Origin of the sequence: Peteryoungia aggregata LMG 23059 (assembly GCF_030814435.1) — a bacterium.
GTDB lineage: Bacteria > Pseudomonadota > Alphaproteobacteria > Rhizobiales > Rhizobiaceae > Allorhizobium > Allorhizobium aggregatum.
The window spans coordinates 374,710-393,295 of record NZ_JAUSUW010000004.1; the positions used below are offsets into that span (position 1 = coordinate 374,710).

Below are 18,586 nucleotides of genomic sequence, written 5' to 3' on the forward strand. Positions count from 1 at the left end.
TCAGCTGAGGCCCATGTAACGTCCGGGCTTGTGGTTGATGGCAATGATCAGGTTGGCGATGGCCGCACCGAGGACCGACAGCGCCAATCTGTCCGCCGGCAGCACGAAGAATGCGGCAGCAAGGATCGCGAGGTCGACGCCGAGAAGGAAATAGCCGGCCCGCAGCCCTGTCCTTTCCTGAAGGTACATGGCGAGGATGTTGATGCCGCCGAGGCCGGTTCGATGGCGAAACAGCATCAACAAGCCCGTTCCAATCAACCCTCCACCGATCACGGTCGCATAGATCGGGTCGAGATGCGAGAAATCGATCCACTGGCCGTTCAGCTTCGACAAGACCGAGACGAGCGCCACGGCAGTGAAGGTCCTTGCCGTAAACGCCCAGCCCATACGCTTCACGGCAAGGATGTAGAAGGGCAGATTGACGATGAAGAAGATCACCCCGAAGCCCAAGCCACTGACATAGGAAAGCAGCAGCGCCAGCCCCGCGCTCGATCCGACCGTCAACATGGTTTCGGTGTAGATGAGCGTTCCAAGTGAGACGAACATCGTACCCGAGATCATCGCGAGCACGTCTTCATAGAGGCGGTGGCGCTCGGCACCCGCCTGGTTCACTGTCGTTGTGGTCATGGTCTCAGCCCAGGAGCGGTTTCAGCACATTTGCCACGCGCGGAATATCCGCGCTCTTCAGGCCCGCAATGTTGATACGGCCGGAGGTTGGCATGTAGATGCCATGATGTTTCCTCAGCGACAGCACATCGGCTTCCTTCAGCGGCAGCAGCGAGAACATGCCTTGCTGTTCGGCGATCTGGGGCGCCAGTTGCCAGCCGTCACCGAGTGCAGCCGCCAATTCGCGGCGTAGGCCATTCAGTCGGTCGCGCATGCTGTTGAGTTCGTCGACCCAGTCCTGCCGGAGGCTTTCCGTGGACAGGATCGTCCGGACAACGGCGGCCCCATGGTCGGGTGGCATGGAATAGCTGGTCCGCGCCATTGTGACGAGGTTCGAGCGGGCGGTGTCCGCTGCCTCCTGCGTTTCGGCGACCGCATAGATGGCACCAGTGCGCTCGCGGTAAATTCCGAAGGATTTCGAGCAAGAGACGGCGACCAGCGCCTCTGGCACTGCCGCGATGAGAGCCCTGAGACCGGCGACGTCTTCCTCGATGCCCGCTCCGAAACCCTGATAGGCTGTATCGATCAAGGGAACCAATCGACGCTCTGCGATGATTGCCGCGAGCTCTTCCCACTGCGCGGCGCTGAGGGCTGCACCGGTCGGGTTGTGGCAGCTTGCATGGATCAGCACAGCATCGCCACGCGGTGCGCTGCTCAGTGCCTTCATCATGCTGGCGAAACGGATCTCCTGGGTCGGCACGTCGAAATAGGTATAGGTCTCGACATTCAGCCCTGTCGCGCCAAAGATGCCAGCATGGTTAGGCCAGCTCGGCAGACCCAGATGCAAGCGACCGCTCCCCGCACGTGCGATGAGATCCGAAGCCAGCCGCAAGGCGCCCGAGCCACCCGGCGTCTGGACGCCTGCAGCGAACTTGCCGTAGCCATGGCCGCCGACAAGTTCCCAGAGCAGATCAAGGAACACCCTGTCGCCTTCCGGTGCGACATAGGACTTGCTCTCCTGTTTCTCCAGGAGCTCTTGTTCCGCCGCCTTGACAGAGCGGAGCACCGGCGTGCGCCCTTGATCGTCGCGATAAACACCGACGCCGAGGTCGATCTTGTCGGCACGATGATCGCCATTGTAGAGGCCGATCAGGGCAAGCAGCGGATCATTGGGCTGGGAGGCGAGCTTTTCGAACATGACGGACCTTCGGCGGTGCGGTTGTACTGACAGAGGGATACCAAGTTTCCGGCGCAAAGTCTCTGCGGATTTGGACCTGCAGCCGGACGCCAATGTGTGTCTATTGCGGATAAATCAGATTCTGCGATAGAAGTTTGCACAGATGAGCATGAAAGAAACAGATATTGGAAGCGGTCACGGTTACGCTGGACAGGATCGATCGTAAGATCATCGCCTGCCTGATCGAAAATGCCGGCCTCAACAACGCCGAGCTCGCCGAGCGCGTGGGGCTGACGGCGGCTCCCCTGTCACGCCGCCTCTCACGTCTCTATGCGACGGGCATCATCAGGCAGACGATTGTCATCGACGCGCCAAAGGTCGGCCTCGGCCTGCAAGCCTTCGTCGAGATCACGCTCGATCGCACCACGCCGCAGGTCGGCGAGCGCTTTATCGAACATGTGGGCAGATTACCGGAGGTGATCGAGATTCACGCCGTGGCAGGAGATTTCGACTTCCTGCTGAAAATCTCGGTGCGGGACATGGCAGATTTCAAACGGCTGATCTGGCAGGAATTCGATCGTCTGGCCGAGATCAAGACCATGCGGTCGACGATGGTTTTTGACAGCCCGAAGATCTCCTACGGCTATCTGCCCTGAGATTTCCCAAAGCCGCGATCTGGCAGCGTTGAGATACGAATTTCCGCTCGAGCTTTGCTAATGTGTTAAGGGGTTTTGTCCATGGTGAGCGCTGGCACGAGCGCGCTCGTTTCTGACATCAGACCCCATGGTAGCCTCATTGACGCAATCTGACCTCGCACGCGGAAATCCAGGCCTCTTGCACGGCAACGGACCATCTCCTGCCATGGCGGTGACGATGGACGGCGTGATGGGGCATTTGCACCACGCGTCGGGTTCGACTGGGATCGTATTCTGCTCACCCTGGGGCTTCGATGCGCTGTGTACGGTCAAGTTTCACCGGCTGATCGCAGACGATCTCGCCCGCCGGGGATTCCCCTCGATCCGGTTCGACTATCCCGGCGAAGGCGATTCACTGCCTGTCCAGGAGGAATCGACCTTTGCGACCTGGGTCAACGCCGCAGTCCGAGCGGCGGCGGAATTGCGCAGCCGGACAGGCTGCACGCAAATACTCTATTACGGCATGGGCATCGGCGCTGCGGTCGCGCTCCAGGCAGGACGGCAAGACGAGAGACTGGCCGGCTACATGCTTGCGGCTTCCGCGCTCAGCGGACGGCGCTATCTTCGCGAGGTGGCACTTCGGGAAAAGGCCATCGAGGACGGTATTGGCATCGACTTCGGTTATCCGCAGGGCTCGACCGTGCTTGCCTCCTTCATCATGGACCCTAGACTGGCGGCCGACCTGAAGGCCGTCACTGTGGCCGTCGATGCCGTTTCGCCCAACCTGCCTGTCCTCGTTCTGGCCAGGCCGGAAAATACCGCCGACCGGGACCTTACGGAGGCGCTGGGCGCTGCCGGAGCTTCCGTCACCTGCACGGATTTCATCGGCTATGGCGCCATGCTGGATGGTGTCGTCACATCGCCGATGCCGATGGCGCTCATCGAGACGATCGGCGACTGGTTCAGCCGGACAATACCGGCCGAGGCCGTTTCCAGCCCTTCCGATGCTGTGGAGGCTGAGCCTGCGATGCTCAGCGCAGCCTCGTTCCGGGAGCGGGCGGAGATCGTCGACTCACGTCTCTTCGGTGTCTTGTGCCAGCCTGCCTCCGGCACCGAAAGTGCCGTGATCATTCTGCTCAACATGGCTTATGCTCCGCACAATGGCTGGGGGAATATCTGGGTCGACACGGCGCGAACGCTAGCGCATCAGGGCGTTGCAACGTTCCGGGTCGATCTCTCCAATATCGGCGAAAGCCCGGCCGACCCGCGCGAGCCCGATCAGGTCGTCTATTCCGAGACGCAATTGAACGACGTGCAGGCCGTCATCCGCCATGTCCGCAGCATGAGCAAGGCGCCCATTCTTCTCGCCGGCATTTGCAGTGGTGCGCATTCTGCTCTGTATGCCGGCGCTGCCAATTCAGACGTGGCGGGCATCGTCTCGATCAACCAGCTGCGGCTCGTGCTCGATCCCGACGAGGACGTGGAATCGCTGCTGATGGCGGGTGCGCGTCCGCTCAGCGACTACAAGCGACGCGCCTTCAGCCTCGGCACGTACAAACGTGTTCTAAGCGGTGACGTGGACGTTCCCAAGGCGGCTCGCAACATTGCCAGCCACGCCAAGGACAGGCTTTCGCGCGGGGTCTCCCCCTATCTCGGCGGACTGACAAAACTCGGGCGCTTGCGCGGCCAGTTGTTCGGCATCCTGAGACGGCTGGAGGAGCGGAAGGTTCCGGTCACCTTCATCTCATGCCGCACCGATGGCAGCCTTGCCCAGCAACAGCTCTATTTCGGCAAGTCGCTATCCGGGCAGCGTGCCTTTCCGGGCCTGAAACATATTCTCTTGGAAAACGCCGACCATACGCTCAGCCCGCCTGCCATCCGTCGGCAGCTCATCGAAATCCTCGCCGAGGCGGCGGAGGAGTCGTCGAGGCGGGGCTGATGGCGAGAGGGAGCCGTCTCGAAGACGCTCCCTCCGGCCTTTTCATTTCAGTCAGCCTGATACGACCAGCTTGCGCTTTGCCATGCGGGCGCGGATCGATTCCACGTCTGCACGCGGCGTCGCTGTGAACAGCGTGCGGGTATATTCGTGCTGCGGGTCGGAGAACACCGCATCCCGCGTGCCGTATTCGACGGCCTCACCGTAATACATCACCATCACCTCGTCGGCGATGTAGCGAACAACCGAGAGGTCATGGCTGATGAAGACGTAAGTGAGGCCAAACTCTTCCTGCAGGTCGGCGAGCAGGTTCAAGACCTGGGCCTGGACCGAGAGATCGAGTGCAGACACAGGCTCGTCGAGAACCAGAAGCTTCGGATTGAGCATCAGGGCGCGGGCGATGGCGATGCGCTGGCGCTGGCCGCCGGAGAACATGTGCGGATAGCGGTTGTAGTGCTCCGGACCGAGGCCGACCTTGACCAGCATTTCGGTTGCCCGTTCGCGCCGTTCTGCAGCGCTCATCTTGGTGTTGATGAGCAGCGGTTCGCCGAGCACATCACCGATCTTCTGGCGCGGGTTGAGCGAGCCATAGGGGTTCTGGAAGACGATCTGCACCTTCTGGCGCATGTCGGCTGTCAGATGGCCCGGACGGGTATCGACCTTCTGGCCGTCGATCAGCAGTTCACCCGCCGTCGGTTCGTCGATGAAGGTCAGGATGCGGGCAAGGGTCGACTTGCCGCAGCCGCTTTCGCCGACGATGGCGAGTGTCTTGCCCTTGTCGAGCTTGAAGGACACGCCCTTGACCGCATGGACGATCTTGTCCTGCTTGAACATGCCCTGCGGCACGCGGTAGTCGCGCTTGATATCGCGGATCTCAAGCATCGGGGTTTGGGTTGCGGCGGTCATGCGGCACCTCCCGTTTCAGCGGCGGCCAGGAAGTCGGAGACCGTGGTCAGGCGGTCGCCGGTGGCGTTTTCCGGAAGTGCGGAAAGCAGCGCGCGGGTGTAGGGGTTCTTCGGGTTTTCGAAGAGCGAGAGCACGTCGGCTTCCTCCATCTTCCGGCCCTTGTACTGGACGATGACGCGGTCGGCGGTCTCGGCCACTACGCCCATGTCGTGGGTGATCATGATGAGGCCCATGCCGGTCTCGGCCTGGAGCTTCATCAACAGATCGAGGATCTGCTTCTGGATCGTCACATCGAGCGCGGTCGTCGGTTCGTCGGCGATCAGGAGCTTCGGATTGCAGGCGATCGCGATCGCGATCATCACGCGCTGGCACTGACCACCCGACATCTGGTGCGGGAAGTGGTTGAGGCGCTCCGCCGGATCGGGCAGACCGACCAGCTTGAACAGCTCGATGGCGCGCTCGTGGCGCTCCTTCTTGCCGAGGCCCATGTGCAAGCGCAGGACTTCCTCGATCTGGAAGCCGACGGTGAAGCAAGGATTGAGGCTAGCGACCGGCTCCTGGAAGATCATGGCGACATCCTTGCCGATCAGCTTGCGCCGTTCGGCGGCCGAGATCTTCTGGATGTCGCGCCCCTGGAATTCCATCTTGTCGGCGGTGATCTTCGCCGTCCAGGGCAGAAGGCCCATGACCGCGAGCATGGCGACCGACTTGCCGGAGCCGCTTTCGCCGACGATGGCGAGAACTTCGCCCGGCTCGACCGACAGCGAAACGCCGTCGACCGCCTTGAACCAACCGCTGGCCGTCTCGAACTGGACGGTGAGGTTCTGGATATCGAGAAGTGCCATGATCAGGACCTCTTCAGCTTGGGATCGAGCGCATCGCGCAGGCCGTCACCCATGAGGTTGATGGCGAGAACGGTGATCAGGATGGCAAGACCCGGGAAGGTGACGACCCACCAGGCGCGCAGGATGAACTCGCGGGCTTCGGCGAGCATTGTGCCCCATTCCGGAGCCGGCGGCTGGGCGCCCATGCCGAGGAAGCCGAGGGCGGCTGCATCGAGGATGGCGTTGGAGAAGGAGAGCGTCGCCTGAACGATCAGCGGAGCCATGCAGTTCGGCAGGATCGTCTTGAACATCAGACGAAGCGGGCTTGCACCGGCAAGTCGTGCCGCCGTCACATAGTCACGCGTCTTTTCCGACATCACCGCAGCGCGGGTCAGGCGGACGAAATGCGGCTGAAGGACGAGTGCGATCGCGATCATGCCGTTGGTCAGGCCGGGGCCGAGGATCGCGACTAGCACAAGTGCCAGCAGCAACGACGGGAAGGCCAGGATGATATCCATCAGGCGCATGATCGCCGTGTCGAGCCAGCCACCGTAGTAGCCGGCGATGACGCCGATCGCGATGCCTGTCGTCAGCGACAGCGTGGTGACGAAGACGCCGATGAAGAGCGAGTACTGGGACCCGTAGATCAGGCGCGAGAGAATGTCGCGGCCGACCGGATCGGTGCCGAGAACGAAGCTCCAATTGCCGCCCTCGAGCCAGGCCGGCGGAAGCAGAACCGCTTCACGATACTGCTCGAAGGGCGAATGGGGTGCGATCACGTCGGCGAAGACGGCGATCAGCACGAGGGCAACGAAGACGACGAGGCCGATCACGGCACCGCGGTTTTCGGAGAAGTAGAACCAGAATTCGGCCAGCATCTGGCGGCGCATCTGAGCGCTCGAAACCGGCTGGCTGGTTGGTGTCTCTGCCATGGGACTTTATCCTTCTAGTGGCGGATGCGCGGGTTGATCAGGCCGTAGAGCAGGTCGACGATGAGGTTCACGACCATGATGATGCCGGCAATCAGGAGGAGGCCTCCCTGGATGACCGGGTAGTCACGGCGGAACACACTGTCGACCATCCACTTGCCGATGCCCGGCCAGGAGAAGATCGTCTCGGTGAGGATGGCACCTGCGAGCATGACGCCGATCTGCAGACCGATCGTGGTGATGACCGGGATCATGGCGTTGCGCAGTGCATGCAGACCGACGACGCGGAAGGGCGAAAGGCCCTTGGCCCGTGCCGTGCGGATATAATCTTCCGAGAGCACCTCGAGCATGGCCGAGCGGGTCTGGCGCGCGATGACGGCAAGCGGGATGGTGGCCAGCACGATCGAGGGCAGGATCAGGTGGCTGACGGCCGAGCCGAAGGCACCCTTCTGGCCCGACAGCAGGCTGTCGATCAGCATGAAGCCCGTGACCGGGGGGAAGAAGAACATCAGCGAGATACGGCCCGATACCGGTGTCCATTGCAGGATGCCGGAGAACAGGATCATCAAGAGAAGGCCCCACCAGAAGATCGGCATGGAATAGCCGACAAGGGCAATGCCCATCATGGTCTGGTCGAAGACGGAGCCACGCTTGATGGCGGCGATGATGCCGGCGGGAACGCCGATCGCGACAGCCAGCAGGATCGCACAGAGCGACAATTCAACGGTGGCCGGAAACAGCGCGAAGAACTGGTCGATGATCGGGCTCTTCGAGACGATCGAAGTGCCGAAGTCACCGGTCAGGACGCCGCCGAGATAATCGAAATACTGGACCACGAGCGGACGGTCGAGGCCAAGCTGGGCGCTGATCTGCGCGTGGCGCTCGGGCGACATGACGCGCTCGCCAGACAGCAGCGCGACCGGATCGCCCGGCAGAAGCCGGATGAAGGCGAAGGCAATGATCGAGACGCCGATAAAGGTCGGGATCAAGACGGCGAGCCGTCGCAGGAGAAAGCCAAACATGTGTGAGACCTGTTGTTTAAGGGAGGTCGAACCACGGCACCAAGGCCGTCTATGGTTACCCGAAATGCTTCACCTGAGCTTTCGAGCATGACGCGAGATTGGTCTTGCATCAACGACAAACGCCGCGGGCCAAGGCCCGCGGCGAAAGATTGCGTGTTTCGATTACTCGGCGATGTCGACGTTTTCGAAGGTGAAGTCGCCAAGCGGGCTCTGGACGAAGCCAGAGACTTCCTTGCGCATCGGGACGATCGAGAGAGAATGGTCGATCGTGGCCCAAGGCGCTTCGCGCTTGAAGACGACCTGTGCTTCTTCGTAGAGCTTGGTGCGCTCGGCCTGGTCAGAGGTGACCTTGGCCTTCTTCACCAGGGCGTTGAACTCCTCGTTGCACCACTGAGCGCGGTTGTTGCCGCCAACAGCTTCGCAGCCGAGCAGCGTGTCGAGGAAGTTGTCCGGGTCGCCATTGTCGCCGGTCCAGCCGAGCATGACGGCGCCGTCACGATCCTTGGCCTTCGAACGGTCGAGGTATTCGGCCCATTCGTAGGAAACGATCTCGACAGTGACGCCGATCTTGGCGAAGTCGTCCTGCATGATTTCAGCGGCGCGACGTGCGTTCAGCATGTACGGACGCGAAACCGGCATGGCCCAGATCTTCATCGACAGACCGGTGACGCCAGCTGCTTCGAGTTCCTTCTTGGCAGCATCCAGGTCGTATGCGTCGTCCTGGGTGGACTGGTTGTAGGACCACATTGTCGGCGGGATCGGGTTCTTAGCCGGTGTCGCCATGCCCTGGAATACGGCGTCGACGATGGCTTCCTTGTTGATCGCCTTGTTCAGAGCCTTGCGGACTTCCGGCTTGTCGAACGGAGCCTGGGTCGTGTTGTAGGCGAGGTAAGCCACGTTCAGGCCTTCCTGCTCCATGACCGTCAGAGCCGGGTCGGACTTCATGGTCTCGACGTCGGCAGCGTTCGGGAACGGCATCAGGTGGCATTCGCCAGCCTTGAGCTTCTGGTAACGAACGGCGGCGTCCGTGGTGATCGCGAAGACCAGATCGTCGATCTTCGGTGCGCCACCCCAGTAGTCGGCGTTCTTCTTGTAGCGGATGACGGCGTCCTGCTGGTAGCCAACGAAGGAGAACGGACCCGTGCCGACCGGCATCTGGTTCAGCTGTTCCTTCTTGCCTTCAGCTTCGAGCTTGTCGGCGTATTCCTTCGACACGATCGATGCGAACGGCATTGCGAGGTTCGCGAGGAACGGCGCTTCCGGCTTGTTGAGCGTGATCTTGACCGTCATGTCGTCGACCTTTTCGATCGACTTGATCAGCTCGGGGAAGCCCATCCCTGCGGCATATTCCCAGGAGGTGCCAGCAACATACTGGTTCCACGGATGATCAGCCTTCAGCTGGCGCTCCAGCGAGAACACGACGTCGTCAGCGTTGAATTCGCGCGACGGGGTGAAGAACTCGGTGGTGTGGAACTTGACGCCCGAACGCAGCTTGAAGGTGTATTCGGTGCCTTCAGCGTTGACTTCATAGCTCTCAGCCAGGCCGGCTTCAGCTTCGGTCGTGCCGGGCTTGAATTCCATAAGGCGGCTGTAGATCGGATGCGCAGAGGCATCGAAGGTGGTGCCGGCGGTGTACATGCCGGGGTCGAAGCCCTCAGGCGAACCTTCCGAGCAGTAAACGAAGGTCTTGGCGCTGGCAGCGCCCGACAGGAAGGTGGCCGCGGCAAGTGCTGCGGCGGCAAGTGCGAACTTGGTTTTCATGAGCAGTCTCCCAAAGGCGAAGGACGACCGTCCTCGCCGGTTCTTTTGGTCCCGCGGCGCGTGGATCGCGCCCGTGTTTTGAGAAGGTCGGCTTTCAACCGATCTTCCGGCAATCTGAAGAGGCTTCCGGCCGGCGTCGTATTTTGACAAGCGGTAAAAAGCATCCGTGCGATCACTGTTGCAGTGTCATATCGCCTTCGGAAACGTTGTAAAGAGAGATTCGGCTCAATTCGGTCACAGAATTGGTCTGGTTTTCGCCATATTTGCATAAAGTCAGCGCGAAAATTCTGCCACTAGAACGTCTCTCTGGCCAATCTATTGAAAATTAGAGATTTTGCATAAATCAGCAGAATCAGCACCTCGACTGATGCTGCGTCGCAAACAGAAAACAGTTTTGCGGCGTGCGGACGCTGTCTAGCAAGGTCGGAAAATTTTATCAATCAGTCAAAAAATAGAAACAGCAAACACGGATCAAGAGACATCAGGCGGAGAACAAGGGCAGAAAAGGAAGAGAGGAGAAGAGGCTTGGGGATCCCCTCCTCCTCCCACTCGGTCACGCTTTGTGGGGAGAGCGACCGAAGAACAAGGCATAGGCGGCCGGCAAGACGAGGATCGTCAGGACGGTCGCGACAAGAATTCCACCCATCATCGCATAGGCAAGCGGCCCCCAGAAAATACCGCGCGAAATCGGGATCAGTGCGAGCACCGCAGTCAGTGCCGTCAGCATGATCGGTCGAAAACGCCGGACCGCAGAGCCGATGATCGCTTCGCGCCTTTCCATGCCGGCCTCGATATCCTGATCGATCTGGTCGATCAGAATGATCGAATTGCGGATGATGATGCCGAGAAGCGCGATGACACCGAGGATGGCGACGAATCCGAAGGGCGCACCGGAGATCAGGAGTGCCGCAGCAGCACCGATAATGCCCAGCGGGCCTGTGGCGAGCACCAGCATCGCCTTGCCGAAATGTTTCAGCTGGATCATCAGCAGGACAACAATGACGAGCAGCATGATCGGTGCCTTGGCGGCAATCGAATTCTGACTTTCGGCACTGTCTTCCGCACCACCCTGGATCTCGATCGAGTACCCTGCCGGCAGGCTGTCCCTGAGCGGCCTCATCTCCTCGAACATCTTCAGCGTGACGTCGTTCGATTGAACGTCATCAGGCACGGTTGCGCGAACGGAGATCGTGGGCAGGCGATTCCGGCGCCATTCGATCCCCTGCTCCAGCGTCGGAACAACCTTGGCGATCTGCGACAGCGGGATGAACGCGCCGAGATCCGTCGGCACATAGATCGAGTTGACCGCCGTGAGAAGCCTGCGGCTTTCCTCAGGTTCCCGGGCAACGATCGAAATCGTTTCTTCTCCGGCCCGGACATCGGCGAGCGGAGCCCCGCTCATCGTCGCCTGCAACATCTGGCGCAGGCGCTGCGAGGAGACGCCGAGCGCACGCGCGCGATCCTGATCCACCACGAGTGTCATCGCCGGAACCGGCTCGAGCCAGTCGTCGTGCACGGCCTGGAGAAGCGTGTTCTGGTTGAAACGCGCCTTCACCTGATCCGCGATGCGGCGCACCTCATCTCGCTCCGGTCCACTCACGCGCATCTGGACTGCCCAACCGGTAGGAGGCCCCAGGAACAGGCGATCGACCTTGCCGCGCACGGAGGGGAAGTCCTCGGCGAGCGTCAGACGAAGCTTGGTGATCAGGCGCTCGCGGGCATCTTCATCCTTCGCCATCACAAGAAGCTGCGCGTAGTTGGGATTGCGGAGCTGCTGGTCGAGCGGCAGGAAGAAGCGGGGTGCGCCCTCCCCGACATAAGTCGCAACAAACCGCTGATCTTCGTCTGTCAGGAGTGTCGCCTCCAGACGTTTTGCTTCGGCCTCGACCTCCTTGATCGAGGTGCCTTCAGGCAACCACATGTCGACAAGAATCTCGGGCCGAGACGATTGCGGAAAGAAGTTCTTCGGAATGAACTGGAAGGACCAGAGGCTGATCACGAAAACAACGAGGGTCGACGAGATGACGATGATCCGGTGCTTGACTGCCCAGGAAACGATCGACCGCAAACGCCGGTAGAAGGCTGTGTCGAAGACGTCCTGATGGCTGCCCCCGTGATGACGCTGCTTCAGAAGCATGTAGCCGAGCCACGGCGTAAAATAAACCGCAACGAACCACGAAATGATCAGCGATATGCCGACGACATAGAAGAGTGATCGAACATACTCACCGGCAGTGGATTCGGCAAAGCCGACGGGGATGAAGCCGGCGGTCGTGATCAGCGTGCCGGTCAGCATCGGGAAGGCGGTCGAGGAATACGCGAAGCTCGCGGCATCCAGCTTGTCGAGCCCCTCCTCCAGCTTTCGTTCCATCATCTCGACGACGATCATCGCGTCATCCACCAACAGGCCCAGCGCGATGATCAAGGCACCCAGCGAGATCCGCTGCAGGTCGAGCCCGAACTCGTACATCACGGCGAATGTGGCAGCGAGAACCAATGGAATGGCGATCGCAATAACAAGACCCGAGCGCCAACCGATGGACACGAAAGAGACAACGAGCACGATCAGCAGGGCCTCGCCAAGCGCCTTCATGAACTCGCCGATCGCCTCGCGAACCACTTCCGGCTGGTTGGAGATCTGCGACACTTCGAGACCAATCGGCAGTGTCGCTTCAAAGCGATTGAGCGTTTCCTGCACGGAGCGGCCGACATCGGTAACCTTGAAGCCCTGCGCCATGACCACCCCGACCTGCACGGAATCCTTTCCGTTGAAGCGGAACTTGCGCTGATAGGGATCTTCTAGCCCCTCTGTGATGGTCGCGATATCGCCGAGGCGGGTCACCTGGCTGCCGGAATTGAGCCTGAGCTCGCGGATGTCGTCGGCAGCAGAAAAGCCGCCGTCGACGGAAATGCGCACCGAACGGGACCCAGTGTCAATCACCCCCGTAGCATCGATGGCGTTCTGCCCGGACAGTGCATTTTGCAGGTCCGCAAATGTCAGGCCACGCTCGGCGAGTGCCTTGGAGGATACCTCGATGAAGATCTTCTGCGGCTGATCACCCAGGATGACCGCCTTTTCGACCCCTTCCGTAGAGAGAAGCACGTCGCGCGCCTGGATCGCGTATTGCTTCAGTTCAGGATAGCTGTAGCCGTCCCCTGTCAGCGCATGAAGCGTTATGTAGGTATCGCCGAACTCGTCGTTGAAATAGGGCCCAAGCAGGCCTTCAGGCAGTTCATTCTCGATATCGCCAACCTTCTTGCGCACCTGGTAGAAGGCATCCGCAACATCAGCCGCATCGGTATTGCCCTTGACCTGAAGGGTGATGATGGCGGAGCCCGGCCGCGTATAGGACTTGACCCAGTCGAGATGGGGCGTCTCCTGCAGCTTGCGCTCGATCTTGTTGACGACCTGGTCCTGCATGTCGGCCAGCGATGCACCGGGCCAGAAGGCCTGGACAACCATGACACGGAAGGTGAAATCGGGATCCTCTTTCTGCCCCATCCGCATGAGGCCGAAGAGACCGGTGAGGATGATAAGGCCGAACAGGAAGCGAGCGATGCTAGGATGGCCGATCGCCCAACGGGACAGGTTGAAAGAGCCCGGGTCGGCAGGAGAATTGGTCATGATGTTCTGATCTCGACGATGAGGGGCCTGGGGCTCAACGGGTGGCGGCGGCAGGCGCAACAGACGAGGGATCGGCGACAGCTGCGCGCGACAATGCCGCGTCGTCAAGTTTCACCTTCAAGTCTTCCGCCATGAACTGGGTCCCGGCCACGACCACAAGATCGCCCGCATTCAGTCCAGCCGAAACCTCGATCCCGCTATCCGAGAAGGTGTCGATGGTCACGGGGCGCGCATGAACGGTGGCGTTGATCCTATCGACGGTCCAGACGATGGTCTGCTTTGCCGCATCTCGGGTCAGGGCAGAAAGCGGCAGTTCGAACAGGCTCTTGTCGGAAGGCGCCATTGCCGTGACTCGCGCCGTCATGCCGAGCAGGACCGCAGCATCATCTGGCAGCGCGATCCGGACGGCAAAGGTTCGTGACGTGGCATCGGCACTCCCTGCGACCTCACGCACGGTACCCTTCAGGGTCAGACCGTCCTTTGACCAGAAACCGACATCGACATCCTTGCCCGGTGAGAAGGCAAAGATCTCGTTTTCCGGAACTGCAATCAGGACCTCCTTCTCGCCATCAGCAGCAACGGTAACGACCGGACTTCCGGCGGCAACGACCTGGCCGGCATCAGCACTGATCGTGGTCACGATACCGGGCTTGTCGGCCTTCAATTCACCATAGGCCACCTGGTTTCGGGCCTGTTCCAGCGAGGAGCGCTGGCTGTCGCGGGTGGCGAGGGCTTGGTTGAAGCTAAGCTGGGCCTGTTCAAGCTGGGCCTTGGTCGTGACCTGTTGCCGGTAGAGGGCATCCGCACGCTTCAAGGCGAAATCCGCCGTCTCGAGTTGACGCTCGGCGGCAGCCAGGCTCGCTTCTGCACTTCGAACCTGAAGTTGATAGTCTGTGACGTCGATACGGGCAAGCAAATCACCCGGGGCAACACGATCACCGATATCGACATGGCGCTCGATGATCTTACCCGCGACACGGAAGCCGGCAGCAGCTTCGCTGCGGGCCTTGACGGTGCCGGAATAGCGCAGTTCGCGCGCGGTCGACGGTGCCTCGACCTCAATCACCTTCACGGGGCGAAGATCGGGTTCCTCAACGACCTCGGCCCCTCCTTCGGTGCAGGCTGAAAGGCCAAGGACGAACAGCAGCGGCAGTGCGATCTTCGAAAGACGGACAGTGGCGGACATAATAGCTTCCTCCCCGGCGGGGCGTGTCAGGCTTTGAGGGCTCGGATGGCGAATTCAGTCAGATCTTCGGGCTGCGCCCGGTTGTCCTTGCCGATGCATTGCGCGACCATCTGCGGGTGATGCAGCGGTGAAGTCGCAGCACCGAAACAGCGGGCGGCATGCGCTGGGTCACCTTTTGTGAACTCACCGGCCTCCATGCCCTCGGCAATGATTCGGGCAAGGATCGCTTGGATTTCGTCGATATGCCGGTCGATGACGCCCCAACTCTGCTCGATCGCAGCCACGGCCATCTCGTGAACCCTACGTTCGTCCATCATGGTTGTCACGGTGAACTGAAACTGGGCCATTGTGTATTGCCGTAGTCGCTCCTCGGCACTCAGAGGCAAGGCGGCACAGTCCTCGGCGAGTTTCTGACTTTGTCCGAGAAGGCGCGCACAAACCCCTTCCAACAGCTCCGCCTTCGAGGCGAAGAAGCGATAGATGTTTGCCGGCGACATGCCGAGTGCCTTCGCGACATCGGCAACCGTTGTCTTGCTGTAGCCGTAATGGCGAAACTGCGCCTCCGCAGCCTCAAGAATGCGCGTGGCGGTGTCCGCAGTGTCGACTGATGATAGAGCGTTCTGGATCATGATTGTTACGACTGACGAAAAATGAATTTCATCAGTCGTAACTATTCAGGCATCAGGAGTCAAGCGCGCAGCCGGAACCCGTAGGAGTGGCAGGTGCGCTCACCACGTGGAACTTTCCTCTTCTCATGGCTTCGTGGAAGTCTGCTCCCGCACTGGCGGCCGGCTCGACAATGGTGCTGAAACCTGCGGAGCTGACGCCGCTGACCGCGCTGGGACTTGCCCAGCAAATAGCCTCCAGCAGTTGCATGTGTCATTCCTCAGCGGACAAGGCTCCTCTATAAAGGATGGGGGGAGCAGCCTGCGGCTAGGATAGGCCTTGGCATCTTTAACCCTCATGATGAGACCAGGACGATGGCACGATGAAGCATCGCGAACTGCTGGAGAAACTGTTTAGCGCTGCGGTGGACGCGGCGGATCCCCTCGTCGGGATTCGAGCCCATCTGCCAAAGCAGCCGGCAGGCGGACGCACCGTCGTGGTCGGTGCCGGCAAGGGCGCAGCCCAAATGGCGGCAGCGCTCGAAACGGTCTGGCAGGGGCCACTCGAGGGGCTCGTCGTCACCCGCTACGGGTATGCATGTCAAACCCGCTCCATCGAAGTGGTCGAGGCTTCACATCCGGTTCCCGATGCAGCTGGACTTGCGGCTTCTCAACGCCTGCTTGAGCTCGTTTCAGTTCTCAGTCCGGACGACCTCGTCATTGCCTTGATTTCCGGCGGGGGCTCGGCGCTCCTGCCCGCCCCTCCTGCGGGCTTTGCCCTCGATGATGAAATCGCCTTGAACCAGATACTCCTTGCGTCCGGCGCGCCGATCTCCGCCATGAACGTGCTGCGCAAGCATTTCTCTACCATCAAGGGAGGCCGCCTCGCGCTTGCGACGCGAGCAAGGGTGGCAAGCTTGATCGTATCGGATATTCCCGGCGACAATCCAGCCTTTGTCGCATCGGGCCCAACCGTTCCGGATCCCACGACACGCTATGACGCACTGGCGATCGTGGACAACTATCGGCTTCCACTCACGCCAAAGATGCTCGCGCATTTGGCATCACCAGCCGCCGACGCACCAGTCCCGGAGGATCCCGCCTTCGCCCGCAATACACATCGGGTCATCGCGTCCGCCAGCGTCTCCCTTGAAGCTGCCGCGAAAGTGGCGCGCGATCACGGTTTTGAAGCCCATATCCTGTCGGATTCGGTCGAAGGAGAAAGCCGGGACGTCGGTTTCGTCCATGCAGCTATAGCACGCGAAATCGTCAGTCGTGGACGCCCGTTCCAAACACCAGCTGTTCTGTTGTCCGGCGGAGAAACCACTGTGACACTGCGCGGCAAGGGCGGACGCGGCGGACGCAACAGCGAGTTCGCATTGGCTTTTGCAACGGCGAGTGCCGGCTTGCCGGTCACGGCTCTTGCTGCCGATACGGACGGCATCGATGGTGTTGGAGACCATGCCGGTGCCTTCGTCGACGGCGAGACGATCCGGCGTCTCACGGCAAAAGGCTTCGACGGGCGCAGACTCCTCATGGAAAACGACAGCTATAGCGGCTTCGAAGCGATCGGCGACCTGTTCATAACCGGGCCAACCGGCACGAACGTGAACGATTTCAGGGCCATAGTCATCGAGTAACGCTCAGAAGGACGGATCGACAGCGCCGGGAACGATTTGCGGACCGAAGCGGCGCCATCAGTGAGGCCGCGAGCGAAAGATAGGTCTCGCTAAGCGCCGAAGGATTGCGACCGCGTTTTGACCTGCCGGTAGAGGGCGAAAGCCGCCGCCGCAAAAATCCCCAGGCCAAGGCCAAAGAGCCCACCACCGAAGGTGCCGGCCACGAGCAGCACCTTTCGGCCAGGGCCATCGGGCACCTGGGGCGGGAAGGCCTCGGCGACGATGCGGACATTACTGGAATAGAGGCTCATTTCGGCCGCTGTTTCCTCGCTGCGCTTGAGCACTGCCTCGTAGACGTCGCGCGCGGCCTTGGCCTTGCGCTCGAGCTCGCTGAGTTCGATGAGCGCTGTCGAGCTGGTGGCCTGCGATGCCTTCTGAACATTGAGTTCCTTGAGCAGGTCGGCTTCTTCCTTCTGGGCCGATTCGTAGGCGCTGCGGGCTGCAACCACCATGCGCTCCAGTTCCAGACGGATCTGACGCTCGATATCCGTCAACGAGGCCTTGGCCGACTGCAACTGAGGATGCCGCGGGCCGAGACGCTCCGTCAGGCTGCTCACATTGGCAGAGAGGCTCGCATACTGGTTCCGCAGATCTCCAAGCGTCCGGGAGGCTGCCGCGTCACCCACGAGCACATCGTTGATGTCGAGCCGTGACACGGTGTCGAGTTGCGCCTTGGCCTCGATGATCTTCTGCTGCGCCGCGACGAGAAGGTCATCAAGGGACTGCAGACGCTTGTCCGCAATCTGGTCGCCCCCCACGGCAAAGAGGTCGTTTTTCGACGTGAAGTCGCGAACCTCGGCCTCGGCGGCGATGACAGCCTTGCGAAGCTCGGTCAGCTGGTTGACCAGGCTCGTATTGACGCTGCCGAAGCTATCTTCGGCGTTGACGCGGCTATCCTTGAGATAGGCAGCAACGAGGGCGTTCGCGATCGCCGCCGACTTATCCGCCTCTGCAGTCGTCACCTTGACCTGGAAGATGAAGGTGCCTTCCTGACGCGACACCACGACCTGTTTCTGCAAACCGGAAATGACCCTGTTCATATCGATTGCGGCATTGTCGGAAGGCCGGCCGAGGAATTCGGGATCCGCCGTGAGCTTCAGATTGGTGGCAACCGTCTCCAGAACGGTGCGCGAGGTGATGATCTGGGTCTGGCTGTCGATCGTGGCATTGAGCACTTCCGGCGACGTGGGCCTGTCGCTTTCCACGAGCTCGATCGCGAGCTTCTGCGGATCGAAATAGAGTGTCGCGGTCGCGCTGTAGCGCTTGGCCAGAAGTGTCGTCATCACACCGCCGAGAAGGGCGCAGACAAGCGCGGCCGCAAGCACGGCCTTGCGATGTTTCCACGCGGCAAGCGCGACGAATTTCAGGTCGATGACAGGCGGCTCACCGGAACTGGCATCCACACGCTCTGACACGGTCGGGCGATCGACGGGCAAGGTATCGCGAGCAGATAGGCGGGGCTCATTCTCACCGGCTTCAGTCTCGTCCGCATCGTGCCATCCGAACCGCTCCCGGGTGCGCCGCTCGATGTCGTCCATGGTCAGCGGGCGGCGAGCGCGGCGATCTGGGCTGCCCTCCTCTTCGAGGGTCGTGTCGAGATAGCGACGCAAGCTGACAGATGCCCCACCGACCTGGGACATGGACGGCGCGACCGTGTCACGGTGTCGGGAAATGAATTCGGCCATCCCTTGGATT

General features: G+C 60.9%; 14 protein-coding genes and 1 pseudogene. 4 read left to right on the forward strand and 11 right to left on the reverse strand.

What is annotated here, in order from left to right; all coding sequences use genetic code 11:
* Both J2045_RS09170 and J2045_RS09175 read right to left on the reverse strand, forming a co-directional pair.
* Complete coding sequence (locus J2045_RS09170) at positions 1–627, reverse strand: YitT family protein (RefSeq protein ID WP_307371903.1); 627 nt, start codon at positions 625–627, stop codon at positions 1–3.
* A 4-nt stretch (positions 628–631) separates the two neighbouring features.
* Positions 632–1,804 (reverse strand): amino acid aminotransferase, encoded by a 1,173-nt coding sequence (locus J2045_RS09175; RefSeq protein ID WP_307371905.1) that lies wholly within the window; start codon positions 1,802–1,804, stop codon positions 632–634.
* Between the two features lie 164 nt (positions 1,805–1,968).
* Here J2045_RS09175 and J2045_RS09180 point away from each other — a divergent pair, with 164 nt between their 5' ends.
* Both J2045_RS09180 and J2045_RS09185 read left to right on the forward strand, forming a co-directional pair.
* Entirely contained in the window at positions 1,969–2,439 is a 471-nt protein-coding gene (locus J2045_RS09180) for an Lrp/AsnC family transcriptional regulator (RefSeq protein WP_307371908.1), read from the forward strand.
* Positions 2,440–2,644: 205 nt separating this feature from the next.
* Positions 2,645–4,357, forward strand: a complete 1,713-nt coding sequence (locus tag J2045_RS09185; RefSeq protein ID WP_307371910.1) for an alpha/beta hydrolase — start codon at positions 2,645–2,647, stop codon at positions 4,355–4,357.
* Positions 4,358–4,408: 51 nt separating this feature from the next.
* On the opposite strand, the gene J2045_RS09190 is transcribed toward J2045_RS09185, so the two are convergent.
* The 8 genes from J2045_RS09190 to J2045_RS09225 form a co-directional block, all read right to left on the reverse strand.
* Positions 4,409–5,260 (reverse strand): dipeptide ABC transporter ATP-binding protein, encoded by an 852-nt coding sequence (locus J2045_RS09190; protein ID WP_307371912.1) that lies wholly within the window; start codon positions 5,258–5,260, stop codon positions 4,409–4,411.
* Positions 5,257–6,105 (reverse strand): ABC transporter ATP-binding protein, encoded by an 849-nt coding sequence (locus tag J2045_RS09195; RefSeq protein WP_307371915.1) that lies wholly within the window; start codon positions 6,103–6,105, stop codon positions 5,257–5,259. The genes J2045_RS09190 and J2045_RS09195 overlap by 4 nt, the downstream gene beginning before the upstream one ends.
* Before the next feature lie 2 nt (positions 6,106–6,107).
* Entirely contained in the window at positions 6,108–7,016 is a 909-nt protein-coding gene (locus J2045_RS09200; protein WP_102019045.1) for an ABC transporter permease subunit, read from the reverse strand.
* A 14-nt stretch (positions 7,017–7,030) separates the two neighbouring features.
* On the reverse strand, positions 7,031–8,035 hold the full coding sequence (locus tag J2045_RS09205) for an ABC transporter permease subunit (protein WP_102019044.1): 1,005 nt from the start codon (positions 8,033–8,035) through the stop codon (positions 7,031–7,033).
* 162 nt (positions 8,036–8,197) lie between these two features.
* A complete protein-coding gene (locus J2045_RS09210; RefSeq protein ID WP_307371919.1) occupies positions 8,198–9,796 on the reverse strand; it encodes an ABC transporter substrate-binding protein in 1,599 nt (532 codons plus the stop codon).
* Positions 9,797–10,349: 553 nt separating this feature from the next.
* Entirely contained in the window at positions 10,350–13,421 is a 3,072-nt protein-coding gene (locus tag J2045_RS09215; protein ID WP_307371922.1) for an efflux RND transporter permease subunit, read from the reverse strand.
* A gap of 34 nt (positions 13,422–13,455) precedes the next feature.
* A complete protein-coding gene (locus tag J2045_RS09220) occupies positions 13,456–14,607 on the reverse strand; it encodes an efflux RND transporter periplasmic adaptor subunit (protein WP_307371924.1) in 1,152 nt (383 codons plus the stop codon).
* Between the two features lie 26 nt (positions 14,608–14,633).
* Positions 14,634–15,236 carry a TetR/AcrR family transcriptional regulator gene (locus tag J2045_RS09225; protein ID WP_307371926.1) on the reverse strand — a complete coding sequence of 201 codons (603 nt, stop codon included), beginning with the start codon at positions 15,234–15,236 and terminating at the stop codon, positions 14,634–14,636.
* Between the two features lie 59 nt (positions 15,237–15,295).
* Here J2045_RS09225 and J2045_RS09230 point away from each other — a divergent pair.
* Both J2045_RS09230 and J2045_RS09235 read left to right on the forward strand, forming a co-directional pair.
* Positions 15,296–15,457 (forward strand): annotated as a pseudogene (locus J2045_RS09230) (aldehyde dehydrogenase family protein); the annotation flags it as partial.
* A 138-nt stretch (positions 15,458–15,595) separates the two neighbouring features.
* A complete protein-coding gene (locus J2045_RS09235; RefSeq protein ID WP_307371928.1) occupies positions 15,596–16,852 on the forward strand; it encodes a glycerate kinase type-2 family protein in 1,257 nt (418 codons plus the stop codon).
* Positions 16,853–16,941: 89 nt separating this feature from the next.
* Here J2045_RS09235 and J2045_RS09240 read toward each other — a convergent pair whose 3' ends face one another.
* Positions 16,942–18,576 carry a GumC family protein gene (locus tag J2045_RS09240; protein WP_307371930.1) on the reverse strand — a complete coding sequence of 545 codons (1,635 nt, stop codon included), beginning with the start codon at positions 18,574–18,576 and terminating at the stop codon, positions 16,942–16,944.
* Positions 18,577–18,586 lie beyond the last annotated feature (10 nt).